Below are 12,833 nucleotides of genomic sequence, written 5' to 3'. Positions count from 1 at the left end.
TTAACTCCTAACCCGCCTGTCCTACCACACTGACGATCCGGACCTGTTTGTCATCCGGAATTTCCTGATAGGACAATACCCGCAGTCCTGGAATAGTGTATTTCACGAATCGTGCCATCACTGAGCGCAGTATGCCGGAAGTTAACAACACTGCAGGTTCCCCACTGAGTTCCTGCTGCTGGCTGGCTTCTCTGAGCGAGTTCTGGATACGTTCAGCCAGGCCAGGTTCTATGCCGGAACCGTCATTGCCGGCGGCCTGCATCGATTGATGCAACATCTGCTCAAGCTCAGGGGCAAACGTCATCACAGCAATTTCATCGGCTGAACCCGCCACTTCCTGCACTATTAACCGGCGCAGTGCGATGCGGCAGGCAGCAGTTAACACGTCAATATCCTGACTACGCGCGCCATAATCCACCAGCGTTTGTACTATGGTGCGCATATCACGGATAGGCACCCCTTCGTGCAGCAGGTTTTGCAGCACTTTTACCACAGCCGTCAGCGCCATGGTGTCAGGCACCAAAGCTTCCACCAGTTTGGGCGAGGTTTTGGCCAGCATATCCAGAAGGTTCTGCACTTCCTCGTGGCCAAGCAGGCTGGCTGCATTGTTACTTAAGATCTGGCTTAAATGAGTCGCCACCACTGTTGCGGCATCCACCACTGTATAACCCAGAGTTTGCGCATGTTCCCGCTGATTTTTCGGGATCCACACAGCTTCCAGACCAAAGGCCGGATCACGGGTGGCAATCCCCTTCACTGTGCCAAACACCTGGCCTGGGTTAATGGCCAGCTCATTGTCATGGCGAAGCTCTGAGCTGCCGCTGGTTACCCCCATCAGGGTGACTCGGTAAGTGTTGGGTTCCAGATCCAGGTTGTCGCGGATATGTACTGCCGGCACCAGAAAACCCAGCTCCTGTGACAGTTTTTTCCGTACCCCTTTGATCCGGGTCAGCAATTCGCCGCCCTGAGATTTATCCACCAGCGGAATTAACCGATAACCCACTTCCAGACCGATAATGTCGACTGGCTGTACATCGTCCCAGCTGATTTCTTTTTGTGGCTGGATATTGTCGGAGGTACCAGGCACCAGCTCAGCTTTACCACGGCCGACCAGCTCACTGGCAGGGTTTTTCTTCTGATGTTGCAGGAAATAAGCAGCACCACCAACAGCAGCTGCCAGTGATAAAAAGGCAAAATGTGGCATGCCAGGCACTATGCCCATAATAAACAATAACGTGGCGGCGACGGTCAGCACCTTGATATTGCCAAGCTGGCCAGACATCTGCTCGCCCATATTGGTGTCTTTGTTTTGCCGCGTCACAATTATGGCGGTACCAATAGACAACAATAAACCCGGGATTTGCGCCACCAGACCATCACCTATGGTCAGCAGGGTATAAATTTCTAAAGATTCACTAAATGTCAAATTGTGTTGGATCATGCCGATAAACAAACCGCCAATCAGGTTGATACCCACAATGACTAAACCGGCGATGGCATCCCCTTTGACAAACTTGGTGGCACCGTCCATCGAACCATAAAAGTCAGCTTCGGCTGTGACTTCATCGCGGCGTTTACGTGCCTGATCCTGATCGATAAAACCTGAGTTTAAATCGGCATCAATGGCCATTTGTTTACCCGGCATCGCATCCAGCGTAAAACGGGCTGTGACTTCCGCAATACGGCCGGCACCTTTGGTCACCACCACAAAGTTAATGATGATCAGGATCAAAAACACCACAATACCAACAGCAAAGTTGCCACCTATCACCACGTGACCAAAAGATTCGATCACAGCACCGGCCGCACCAGGACCGTTATGACCTTCCAGCAGCACCACCCTGGTACTGGCCACGTTTAATGCCAGCCGCAAAATAGTGGCCACCAGCAACACAGAAGGGAAAATGGCAAATTCCAGCGGTTTTCTGACATAAATGGTGACCAGTAACACCACCAGCGCCAGCGCAATGTTAAAGGAGAACAACACGTCAAGCAGAATAGGTGGCATAGGTAAGACCACCATGGCGAGTGCCGCCATGATTAACAGGGGTGTAGCCACCCCTTTGGCATGTTGCAGCTGACTGCGGTCAAATTTGCCCAATACTGAAGGAAGTTGCATAAAAAGCCTGATAAAAAATTGACGCTTTAAAGGCTTAGGCAAAAACTGTTCCAGTTAGTAGCATCTTGGGATATAGATAAACATCAGACGCAATAGAATGCGACAAATCAGGTATTGCTTTATGCTTAATCAGCACCTTCGCTCGCAAGTCACAGATGACGTCAGCGCTGATCTGACTGAGAAATTTACCGCTGTTTTTTCACAGGCTTTGACCTTTTAATGTCGGTAACCCTCTGGAATAGGTAGATCTTTGGCCAAAGGTCTTGGTTTCTGACCTTTCCCGCGTTTGTATACCTTCAGCTGGAATACATAAGCCAGTACCTGGGCCACAGCGGCAAACAGCTGATCCGGAATTGGATGATCAATTTCAGTAGTGAAATAAATAGACCGTGCCAGCGCCGGTGATTGTACTATCGGCACCTTGTTGGCGTCGGCAATCTGGCGGATATAAAGCGCTACTTCGTCCACGCCTTTGGCCACCACCACAGGGGCGCGGTGTTTACCCTGCTCATATTTTAAGGCCACTGAATAGTGGGTCGGGTTGGTGACCACCACATCGGCAGTCGGCACCGCCTGCATCATACGACGGCGCGACATCTGAATTTGCATCCGGCGAATACGACCTTTAATTTCCGGATTACCTTCAGAGTTTTTGTATTCGTCTTTCACTTCCTGTTTGGTCATCATCATCTGTTTGTGATGATTCCAGCTTTGATAAGGCGCGTCGACCACAGCAATGATAATCATGCTGGCGCACAAACCAAAAAACATCCAGCCCAGCAGATAAAGTGCATCTGACATGTCGTCAAAGTCGTTCATTAACGACAGCGCCATAATATCGTCGAAAAAGATACTCAGCATCATGTAGGCAAAACCTGCGACCACTGCCACTTTCAGGATGCTCTTTAACAGCTCCACCAGCGACTGCAGGCCAAACATCCGTTTTAAACCAGACAAGGGGTTCATTTTGGCCGGCCTGAAACTAGCGCCATACCAGGTAAAGTTATAACCGCCAAGCAAGGTGTTACCGACAAAAGCCGCGATCACAATCAGCGCAAAAAGTTTCAAAAGCGGCGGCATCACAGTGGATAAGGCCGCGCCCATGGCGGTAAACATAGAATTGGTTTCGAACATGTCTTTGGCGTCCAGCGACAATAAACGCCGGCACACCTGCAAAGTGGTGCTAGCCAGCTCGCTGCCAAAAATTAACAATCCGAGACTCGACCCCATCAACACAAAAGCAGTTCCGAGCTCTTTGGAGCGGGCGATATTGCCTTTTTTCGCGGCGTCCTCGAGCTTTTTACTCGTGGGGTCTTCGGTTTTTTCCATATCGGTATCAGCTGCCATTGGACCTCCTAGCAGCCAATCAGCTTGCAGGTATATTCAATACCGTGCTGCCATTGCAAATTAAAGTGATACGCAAAAGTGTCCATCGTCAGCCACATGATCAATAAACCGGAAATCATCGTCACCGGGAAACCTATGGCAAAAATGTTCAGCTGAGGAGCGGCGCGCGTCATAATGCCAAAGGCCATATTCACCAGCAGCATGGCGGTGACGGGCGCTAATACAATGGCAAGCGAAGCGGAAAAAATCCACAAGCCAAATTCGGCGACAGTCCAATAATGCGAAACATCCCACCAACCGCCATCAATAGGTAAAGAAGTAAAACTAAACACCACCATCTGAAACATAATGAGATGTCCGTCGTACACCCAGAACAACAAAGTGGCCAAAATCAGATAAAACTGACCTATCGAAGGCACACTGACCCCACTGGACGGGTCAATCATCGATGCAAAAGCTAAACCTGTCTGAGTGGCCAGAATTTGACCTGCCTGAATAAAAGTATTGATAAACATCAAAGAGATAAAGCCAATCGCCATGCCAATAATCATCTGCTGCAATACCTGAATCACGGTATTAAACGACATTAAATTGACGTCTGTGGCAGGTGGAATAACCGGCATAATAATCAGGGTAAACGTCACTGCCAGACCCATTTTGATGCGGGTAGGAACAGTTTTGGCGCCCAAACCAGCCATCAGTGAAAACATTGCTGCAATCCGGGTCAGCGGCAGCAGAAAATCTGCAATGGCCTGCATCAGCGTTTGCAGCGGAAATTCCATCTTAGCTCACCACGGTCGGAATACTGAGAAACAAACCTGTGGTGTAATCCATCAGGGTTTGTGTCATCCAGTGACCGCCGTACATCAGCGCCAGCAAAGTCACAATTAAACGGGGCAAAAAGCTTAAGGTTTGTTCGTTAATCGAGGTTGCGGCCTGAAACACAGCCACCACCAGACCTATCGCCAGCGACGGCAGAATAATAACGCTGACCAGCAAAATCACCATATAAAGTGCGTCGTTCAGCACATCGACAAAAATTTCCGGTGTCATATTAAGTCCCAACCCCATAGCTGGTGGCTAAAGTGCCCATCACCAATAACCAGCCGTCCACCAGTACAAACATCATCAGTTTGAATGGCAGCGCTACTATCATCGGTGACAACATCATCATACCCATGGCCATCAGCACGCTGGCGACCACCAGGTCGATGATCAAAAACGGGATAAAAATCATAAAGCCAATCTGGAAGGCAGTTTTAAGCTCACTGGTCACAAAAGCCGGGATCACAATAGTGATCGGATAGTCTTTATTACTGGCCACGGGTGGATGGCCGGCAATATCGGCAAAGGTTTCTAAATCTTTGACCCGGGTTTGTTGCAGCATAAAAGCCTTCACCGGAATAATTGCGGCGTCCAGCGCCTGCAAGGAGGTGATGTCTTCCGCCAGATAAGGCTGTAGCGCTGTGTCGTTTACCTGTTTAAACACCGGCGCCATAATAAAAAAGGTCATAAACAAAGTGATGCCAATCAGCACCTGGTTGGATGGGCTTTGCATCAGACCCATAGCCTGACGCAAAATGGCCAGCACAATAATGATGCGGGTAAAACAGGTCATCATAATGATCATCGACGGCAGGAAACTGAGCGCTGTCATCATGGCCAGGACTTGCAGTGTCACACTGTATTCCTGGGACCCATCGGGGTTGGTGGTAATTTGCAGCGCCGACATAGCGCCGTTGTCGGCAAAAGCTGCCGGGCTTAGCAGCACCAGCAGCAGGAGAACCAATCTGAACATGACATCAATCTATTTTTTCAGGAACGACTGTAACTGCGTATGAAAATCTGATGCCAACTTTTCTTCAGGAAGCGGAGTTTCTAAATCAAACAGGAAATTTACGTTATTGGGCGTGACGCCAATTACCCGTTGTTTTCCTTGTATTTCAATAACTAAGATACGTTCTCTTGGGCCAACACTTAAGGTAGAAACTATCCGAAAATGTTTTGCGCCCGGCAGTCTGAATTGCATTTTTTTATAGGCAAAAGCCAGCATCAGCACCAGACCAATCACCAGCGCCAAAGAAATGACGATCTGCCCGACACCAGGCAAATTGGCCGAAGCTTTACTGACTTCTTTGGTGGCAGCAGCGGCAGCGGGTGCCTGCTCTGCCACCTGCGCCAGCAACTGCAAAGGCAATAACCAGGCGCCAACAACAAGGGTGATCAAACAACAGCGCATCAGCGTAACTTCTTAATCCGTTCAATCTGACTGATGACGTCAGTTAAACGAATACCAAATTTATCGTTCACCACCACCACTTCGCCGTGCGCGATCAGGGTGCCGTTGACCAGTACGTCCAAAGGCTCACCGGCAACCCGCTCCAGCTCCACCACAGACCCCTGGTTTAGTTGCAGCAGGTTACGGATACTGATTTTGGCCCGTCCTACTTCCATCGAAATAGTGACCGGAATATCTAAAATGGTATCAAGTTTGCGTTTTTCATCCGCCGAAATCGGCGCCCTTTCTTCCTGTAACTCTTCCAGTTCAACCGGCTCGGCACCTGCTGTCGAGCCTTCGGCTTCGGCTAAAGCCGCAGCCCATTCGTCCATGGTGTCTTTATCGTCAGCCATTACCATCTGTCCTCTGGTTGTTCAGATAAGATCAAATCTGCTTCTAATTCACTGATATCGGCGTCACTGTCTAAACGACGGCCGCCTTTGGTAAATACATGCATTTCAGATTTAACCGACTCTGGTCGTTTAATCTTTTCAATAATCTTCAGCGCCACGTTGTCGCGGGAGCGACCCATTTTGGCGCGATAGGTTGGTAAATCTTCAATCAGCACCGTGATATGCTCCGGAATCTCCACCGGAATAATGTCACCAGGCTGCATATTCATCACTTGCTCCAGCGTCAGCTCCACGTCCATCATCTTGGTACTGAGGTTCACCTTCACATCCATAATTTCGTCGCGCAGCGCCTTACTCCAACGCAAATCGGTGTCTTCTTTGTCACTTTGGACACCGGCATCCAGCAGTTCGCGGATAGGCTCCAGCATTGAATAAGGCAAGGCCACGTGGAAGTCCCCACCACCACCATCCAGTTCAATATGGAAGGAGCTGATCACCACCACTTCGGTTGGACTGACAATATTGGCCATCGCCGGGTTGACTTCTGAATCCAGATATTCAAAAGACACGTCCATCACCGGCGCCCAGGCTTCTTTGTAGTCTTCAAAAATCAGTTTGAGCAGCATCTGGATAATACGGCGTTCGGTCGGCGTAAATTCCCGGCCTTCGATTTTGGCGTGATAACGACCGTCACCACCAAAAAAGTTGTCCACCAGAATAAAAACCAGACGGGCTTCCATGGTAATGAGGCCAGTGCCTTTGAGCGGACGGAAGCGCACCATATTTAAACTGGTTGGCACAAAGAGCGTGTGCACGTATTCACCAAACTTGATCATCTGCACACCGTTGATCGATACCTCGGCGGTGCGGCGCATCATGTTAAACAAGCTGATCCGCATATGGCGGGCAAAACGCTCGTTTACCATTTCCAGCGTTGGCATCCGGCCACGGACGATACGGTCCTGAGAAGAAAAATCGTATTCAAGGGCTGAACGACCGCCAGGGCCGGAACCGTCCTCTATTTCTTCTTCTTCGACGTCATCAACACCATGCAGTAGCGCGTCTATTTCGTCTTGTGACAGTAAATCAGTCAAGTTGGTTACCCTCTGTCTGCATGCTCAGACTTATTGCATTACAAAACCGGTAAAGAGGATCTCTTCCACTATCGGGCTGCCAGCTACTCCAATCAGCGCTTCCTGCACATCTTTCAGTGCCGCCGCTTTTAAAGTGTCTTTGCCGGCAGCAGTGACCAGATCATCTGCATTGGCTTTACTAAAAGTTCTGAGCATAGTGCTTTCCATTAACGGAATATGCTGTTTGGCAATTTCTTCGTTATTGGTGCCACGCACCAGTATTTGCACTTTAATTTGCACCAGCCGATCACGCGATGCACCCGGCACATTAAACACAAAGGGCCTTGGCATCGACACATACAAGGCAGTGCCTAATTCACCACTCGCAGCTTTGGCCGGCGCCGCCTCACCTTCTGCTGCGGCGGCATCCGCTGTAGCCGGTGCCGCTTCAGGGGCATCACCGCCACTGAATGCAAAATAACCACCAACACCAGCCCCTAACACCACCACTGCCGCGGCAATGATGATCATTTTTTTCTTTTTTGCTCCGCCATCAGCGATTTGCAGATCTTTTTCAGCAGCCATGTGAACTCCGGTTCAGTTGCGGTTTTTTGCTATTATTTACCGCTTGTCCTGGCAAACGCAATCAAGATTGTGCCAGAGCGCTGTTTGATAACCTGTTATGCGTAATAATCCACCATCCGGTCAGACACTGCGACCTGCACCTGTTGCACCACAGCCTCATCGTCGCCAACCGCCGCATCCCTGGTATTCGCACGGCCAGCCGTGCGTCTTTCATCCTGTTGCTGATGCTGCTCACTCTGCTGCTGATGCACCTGACCATCGGTCAGCGCCATGCCTTGCTCCTGCAGCAATTCTTTTAATCTGGGCATTTGTTGTTCCAGCGCTTCTTTGGCGGCACTTTGTTGCACCACAAATTGCACCGACAACTGCTCCTGCTGCAGATTTATTTTAATTTGCACCGTGCCCAGATCTTCCGGCGTTAACCTGATGTCGGCGCTCTGAATTTTTTGATTCACCTGGTACATCACCCGCTCTTTGAGCTGAGTGGCGGCATTGGGTTCGAGCAAAGACAACGCCGGTTGACTCTGGATCTGCGGATCGGCCTGTTTGGTCGCTAAAATCTGGCTAAAACTGCTGTGCTGCTGCGAACCGGATTGTGAGCCGGACTGAGAACCCGCCTGATTAAAAGCCGAAGTTGTCGCCAAAGATTTATCAGTTGCAGCCAACACCGGCACAGCTGCACCTTCCTGCTGCGGCACTTGAATCGCTGCAGTCATCGTTTCCGCTATAGCTGCATCAGCACCGGCCTTGCCAGCGGCTGTGCTGTATTGTGCTTCGTTTTGTTGTTGCTGTTTTTGCTGCTGTACCAAAGCAGCATTTGCAGATTTTTGGAATTCAGCAAAAGTTGCTGTCTGCGTTTTATTTTTGTCTTTCCCGGCCACTGCAGCAGGTGTTTGCCCGAGCAGAGCCGCCGTTAATTGTGTCTGCTCTGTTAACTGCGGACTGTCAGTGCCGGTGTTTTCTGTTGCCAAGGACTGCCCGGCCATTGCGTTTTGGCTATTGCTCACAGCACCGGCGGCATTTTGTTCAGCTGTTTTTGCCTGCTGCGGTTGAACCTGGCCTGTTGTGGTCTCTGACTCTAACCTGCTAAGCTCAATCACTTTTTGTTCGTTTTGCTCTGGCATACCCTGCTCTGCATAGAATTTCTCTGCTCGGCTTATGGCATTCTGGCTACCATCCTGAGTAGTTTTACCTGCATCTGCAGCGGCACTTTCAGCAGCTTTTGCAGCAGTGCCCGCCTGAAGTTCAGATTGCAGCTTCAGAGTGTCAGCCTCAGTTGACTGTTTGGGTTGCACAGATAAATCGTCAGTTGCTGTCAACGCAAACTGGCCTACTTGCGCTCTGGTGTTTTGCAGTGTTGTGCCCTGCTCAACTACCTTTTGCTCAGATGCAGTTTGCTGTGCTGCACCTTGCTCTGCCAATGATGAACCACCAGTTGTCTGGTCGGCTGCGGCAACCTTTTGCTGCAATAACGCCTGCTGTGTGGCGCTGATAGTCTGGTCCTGGCTATCTTCGTCAATCAGGGCTTCTGCTGCTGTTTTTGTCTGCTCTGTACTTTGTTCAGCGCCCGGCTTTTTGGCCTGTTGCAACTGTGCAAGCAACAACGCAGCTTCATCAGCGGAACCAGCCTTAGCAAGGTCGGCCGCTGTCTGCGCATTATTTTGCGCCGTTGTGCCCTTAGCCCCAGCCCCCAGTTCAGCGGCATAATCGCGCGACCTGGTAATTAACTGAAATAATGAAGCGGCCCGTTCAGCCTCGAGGCCAGCCTCCATATTGCCGGACTTGCCTGTGCCTTCTTCTGTGTTTGACAGCAGGTTAATAGGCTGCAGTTCTGATGCTTGTTCTGTCGACAATACATCGGTCGAAGCTTTATCAACAGTTGCAGTAGCGGCAACTTCAGACTGTGCCTTTTGTGAAGTGGCAACTTCCTGCCCCGCTGGGCGCTGGTTGTTCGCGGAAGCTTTCGTTGATTCGGCGTCATTTGCCTGTTGCAGCTGCTCGTCAAATGCCTCAGCAAAATCCTTGTCAGCATCGCTGCCACGGGCTCGAGCTGAACTGGAAGGTGCTGCATCTAAGTCACTGCTTAACAAAGAAAACTGCATATCGATACTCATCTGAACTCCCATAAACCTGAGCGCATCAGGTATTGTGGCAACCTGGGTTCCAGAGCAAAAAGATGACAGCCCGTGGGCTTATTACTATTGCTCTATGAAAAAGCCGAACCTATCTGTTTTAAATGCTATTCAAAAATCGCGCCAGAGCTGAGAGAAAGGCGATGGATACTGTGCAGAACTCCGATTTTATCCTGAGCAGCTGCGCTCTGCTATTGCCTGACTATGAACCAGCCTCTGCATGTAAATTGCGGAAAAACTGTTGGGTGGCAATTTCATCCAGCATTTTTTGTTCTTGTTTTTGTGCTTTGATGGCCATTTTTTCCAGCTCTTTGTCAATCAACAAATCAATGGCTTTGCGTTTCCGTTGCAGCAAAATCCAGTTGACGCGTCTGGTTTCCGCCACTTTTTTGGCTTGTTGCACCTGCATATTTTGTTGTTCCAGCGCCTGATCCAGCTTGGTAATAAAAGCCAGGTACTGGTTAAACTGCCGGCTTTGTACCCCTTGCATCCCGCGTTGCTGGCTTTGGCGGATATAGTCGGTCCGGTAATTGGCCAGACCGTCGTACTTATCCTGCTGATTTTTGGCAAATTGTTGCGCCTGAATATAAAGCGCTTGCAGTTTGTCTTCTTTTTCGCGCTGTACTTTGGCCAGCAGTTGTAACTGGGCTAACGCCATGATCAGACTCCTCTACCCTGGGGCACTAAGGTCGACAGCAGACTCAGACTTTCATCATAAGGCACCACATCTGTCATGCCCTGTTGCAGGAATTTATTAATTTTTGGCATCAGGCTGATGGCCAGATCCAACATGGGATCCGAGCCTTTGACATAAGCACCTATGGCAATCAGATCTTTGCTTTGGCTAAAACTGGCGTACAGCTGTTTGATACTGCGTGCCAGCAACTGGTGTTCCTGACTGGTCACCGCCGGCATGACCCGGCTGATGGATTTTTCAATGTCGATAGCAGGGAAATGACCACTGTCGGCCAACTGGCGTGACAGCACTATGTGGCCATCCAAAATAGCGCGAGCGGCATCGGCAATAGGGTCCTGTAAATCGTCACCTTCGGACAGTACCGTATAAAAAGCCGTAATAGAGCCCTGACCTTCAGCGCCGTTACCTGCGCGCTCCACCAGCGCGGGTAATTTGGCAAAGACCGATGGCGGATACCCTTTAGTGGCAGGTGGCTCACCCACAGCCAGGGCAATTTCCCGCTGCGCCTGGGCATAACGGGTCACAGAATCGAGCAGCAGTAATACATCCAGCCCTTGATCACGAAAATACTCCGCCACCTGCACTGCGGTTTCACAACCTTTGAGGCGCATCAGTGGAGACACGTCGGCAGGCGCAGCCACCACCACGGCCCTTCTGCGCCCTTCATCCCCAAGAATTTCATCGATAAATTCTTTGACTTCACGGCCCCTTTCACCAACCAGCCCCACCACTATCACGTCAGCAGCGGTACCGCGGGTCATCATGCCTAAAAGCACAGATTTACCGACACCTGAGCCGGCAAACAGACCCATCCGCTGGCCTTTGCCCACAGTAATAATGCTGTTGATGGCGCGCACGCCGACATCCAGCGGCTGTTTAATTGGACGGCGTTGCAAGGGGTTAATCGGCGCTTTTTTACCTGTGCTGTATTCATTGGCAAGCACAGGACCACGGCCATCCAGTGGTTTACCGGCGCCGTCTATGACACGACCAAGCAGCGCCATACTGAGCGGTACGCCTTTGTAACCAAGCAAAGGCGTCACCCGTGCACCAGGCACTACACCTGTCACATCATCTTTGGGCATCAGGAAAATACGGTCTTTGGCAAAACCCACTACTTCGGCCTGCAGCTGGCCAGCGGCGGTTTCAACTTCACAGGTTTGGCCTATAGCGGCACTGAGGCCTGTGGCCTCCAGCGTCAGGCCAACCACCCGCACCAGACGGCCGGCCACCACGGCTTTATTCGGTTTGATATGTTGTTGTTGCTGTAGCAGACGCTCTGCCAGACTTGAACTGCTCATGCCTATCCTTGCAGTGGGATCACTGCGTCAATCTTCCGTCGGCGCTGACGGGCTTTGCACAGGCTCCTGCAAAAAGTGCTCCAAGCTGCTTTGTAATCTTAATTTCAGACTGCGATCAACAGTTGACTCTGCCGATTCCACAGTACAATCACCACGCTCAAAGGTAGGCTCTGCACGCAGTTGCCACTGCCGCTCGGCTAAATCCTGCTCAGTGTAATGGCTGCGTACCACGGCTAAATCATCGGGATGCAATTTGATGGTGAGTTTTTCCGCCTGATAAGGCAAAGCCTCCACCGCCTGACGCAAAGTTTGCAAAATCAGCTGTGGATTGGTTTTGACTTCAACACCAATCACAGCTTCCGCCATAGCAAGGCTCAGTGTTAACAGCGCCTGCTCCACTTGTGCATCGACTTTTTGCAAAGGTTTTTGTAACTGTTCAATCAAAGCCTGCAACTGGGCTAATTGCTCGCGAATAAGGCTTTCACCTTCCTGCACCCCCTGTTTTTTACCTTCGGCCTGACCTTGCTGCATGCCGTCCTGATAACCCTGCTCGCGGCCTTGTGCATAACCCTGGCTAAAACCGTCTTCTTTGCCCTGGGCTAAACCATCGTCGTAAGCGGCCTGACGGATCTGCTCGATATCTTCTGCCGTTAGAGGTTTAACGGTCAGTTCTTCCTGCACTTTAGGTTTAGGCCGGCCTGGCTCTGCTTTAATTTTGTAAAAAGCATTGGTTTTATACTGGCTGGCCGGAGACTGCACCTCAGACGCCTGAGGATGCTGTGCAAAATGGTCGTCAGCCTGATGGTCTGAATTGTGGTTGGCTGAGTGTTCATCTTCCGGCATAGGCCAGTCTTTTAAAATATCCATCACACCTTCTTCAGGTTTAAATGGCCTTTTTTGTTGGAATGCATTGGTGCTCATGGCTAACAACTCAATAAATAGAACCTG

General features: G+C 50.4%; 13 protein-coding genes. All 13 read right to left on the bottom strand.

All coding sequences use genetic code 11. From position 1 onward, the window contains the following. Positions 1-7 precede the first annotated feature (7 nt). Entirely contained in the window at positions 8-2,119 is a 2,112-nt protein-coding gene (gene flhA / locus V7P87_RS04330) for a flagellar biosynthesis protein FlhA (RefSeq protein ID WP_333796329.1), read from the bottom strand. A 216-nt stretch (positions 2,120-2,335) separates the two neighbouring features. Further along, a complete protein-coding gene (flhB, locus tag V7P87_RS04325) occupies positions 2,336-3,466 on the bottom strand; it encodes a flagellar biosynthesis protein FlhB (protein WP_333796328.1) in 1,131 nt (376 codons plus the stop codon). Between the two features lie 8 nt (positions 3,467-3,474). Beyond that, positions 3,475-4,248 (bottom strand): flagellar biosynthetic protein FliR, encoded by a 774-nt coding sequence (fliR, locus tag V7P87_RS04320; protein WP_333796327.1) that lies wholly within the window; start codon positions 4,246-4,248, stop codon positions 3,475-3,477. A gap of 1 nt (position 4,249) precedes the next feature. Beyond that, complete coding sequence (fliQ, locus tag V7P87_RS04315) at positions 4,250-4,519, bottom strand: flagellar biosynthesis protein FliQ (RefSeq protein WP_260657698.1); 270 nt, start codon at positions 4,517-4,519, stop codon at positions 4,250-4,252. A 1-nt stretch (position 4,520) separates the two neighbouring features. Beyond that, positions 4,521-5,264, bottom strand: a complete 744-nt coding sequence (gene fliP / locus V7P87_RS04310) for a flagellar type III secretion system pore protein FliP (RefSeq protein ID WP_333796326.1) — start codon at positions 5,262-5,264, stop codon at positions 4,521-4,523. A gap of 9 nt (positions 5,265-5,273) precedes the next feature. Further along, the gene (gene fliO, locus V7P87_RS04305) at positions 5,274-5,705 is read right to left on the bottom strand and encodes a flagellar biosynthetic protein FliO (RefSeq protein WP_333796325.1); all 432 of its coding nucleotides are present in this window, start codon (positions 5,703-5,705) and stop codon (positions 5,274-5,276) included. Further along, complete coding sequence (fliN, locus tag V7P87_RS04300; protein WP_333796324.1) at positions 5,705-6,097, bottom strand: flagellar motor switch protein FliN; 393 nt, start codon at positions 6,095-6,097, stop codon at positions 5,705-5,707. Before fliN ends, fliO begins: the two co-directional genes overlap by 1 nt. Then, entirely contained in the window at positions 6,097-7,191 is a 1,095-nt protein-coding gene (gene fliM, locus V7P87_RS04295) for a flagellar motor switch protein FliM (protein ID WP_260657694.1), read from the bottom strand. Before fliM ends, fliN begins: the two co-directional genes overlap by 1 nt. Before the next feature lie 30 nt (positions 7,192-7,221). Next, positions 7,222-7,755, bottom strand: coding sequence for a flagellar basal body-associated protein FliL (gene fliL, locus V7P87_RS04290; protein WP_333796323.1), 534 nt, complete (start codon positions 7,753-7,755; stop codon positions 7,222-7,224). 95 nt (positions 7,756-7,850) lie between these two features. Next, positions 7,851-9,869, bottom strand: a complete 2,019-nt coding sequence (locus V7P87_RS04285; protein WP_333796322.1) for a flagellar hook-length control protein FliK — start codon at positions 9,867-9,869, stop codon at positions 7,851-7,853. Positions 9,870-10,089: 220 nt separating this feature from the next. Beyond that, complete coding sequence (gene fliJ, locus V7P87_RS04280; RefSeq protein ID WP_333796321.1) at positions 10,090-10,545, bottom strand: flagellar export protein FliJ; 456 nt, start codon at positions 10,543-10,545, stop codon at positions 10,090-10,092. A 2-nt stretch (positions 10,546-10,547) separates the two neighbouring features. Beyond that, positions 10,548-11,885, bottom strand: a complete 1,338-nt coding sequence (fliI, locus tag V7P87_RS04275; RefSeq protein WP_333796320.1) for a flagellar protein export ATPase FliI — start codon at positions 11,883-11,885, stop codon at positions 10,548-10,550. A gap of 27 nt (positions 11,886-11,912) precedes the next feature. Beyond that, positions 11,913-12,806, bottom strand: a complete 894-nt coding sequence (fliH, locus tag V7P87_RS04270; RefSeq protein WP_333796319.1) for a flagellar assembly protein FliH — start codon at positions 12,804-12,806, stop codon at positions 11,913-11,915. Between the last annotated feature and the right edge of the window lie 27 nt (positions 12,807-12,833).

Source organism: Rheinheimera sp., assembly GCF_036782235.1.
GTDB lineage: Bacteria > Pseudomonadota > Gammaproteobacteria > Enterobacterales > Alteromonadaceae > Pararheinheimera.
This window is presented reverse-complemented; position numbering and strand designations above follow the sequence as displayed.

Excerpts from the sequence above, each read along its gene's own strand:
- flhA (WP_333796329.1), bottom strand. The coding sequence starts at position 2,119 with ATGCAACTTCCTTCAGTATTGGGCAAATTTGACCGCAGTCAGCTGCAA.
- flhB (WP_333796328.1), bottom strand. The coding sequence starts at position 3,466 with ATGGCAGCTGATACCGATATGGAAAAAACCGAAGACCCCACGAGTAAA.
- fliR (WP_333796327.1), bottom strand. The coding sequence starts at position 4,248 with ATGGAATTTCCGCTGCAAACGCTGATGCAGGCCATTGCAGATTTTCTG.
- fliQ (WP_260657698.1), bottom strand. The coding sequence starts at position 4,519 with ATGACACCGGAAATTTTTGTCGATGTGCTGAACGACGCACTTTATATG.
- fliP (WP_333796326.1), bottom strand. The coding sequence starts at position 5,264 with ATGTTCAGATTGGTTCTCCTGCTGCTGGTGCTGCTAAGCCCGGCAGCT.
- fliO (WP_333796325.1), bottom strand. The coding sequence starts at position 5,705 with ATGCGCTGTTGTTTGATCACCCTTGTTGTTGGCGCCTGGTTATTGCCT.
- fliN (WP_333796324.1), bottom strand. The coding sequence starts at position 6,097 with ATGGCTGACGATAAAGACACCATGGACGAATGGGCTGCGGCTTTAGCC.
- fliL (WP_333796323.1), bottom strand. The coding sequence starts at position 7,755 with ATGGCTGCTGAAAAAGATCTGCAAATCGCTGATGGCGGAGCAAAAAAG.
- V7P87_RS04285 (WP_333796322.1), bottom strand. The coding sequence starts at position 9,869 with ATGAGTATCGATATGCAGTTTTCTTTGTTAAGCAGTGACTTAGATGCA.
- fliJ (WP_333796321.1), bottom strand. The coding sequence starts at position 10,545 with ATGGCGTTAGCCCAGTTACAACTGCTGGCCAAAGTACAGCGCGAAAAA.
- fliI (WP_333796320.1), bottom strand. The coding sequence starts at position 11,885 with ATGAGCAGTTCAAGTCTGGCAGAGCGTCTGCTACAGCAACAACAACAT.
- fliH (WP_333796319.1), bottom strand. The coding sequence starts at position 12,806 with ATGAGCACCAATGCATTCCAACAAAAAAGGCCATTTAAACCTGAAGAA.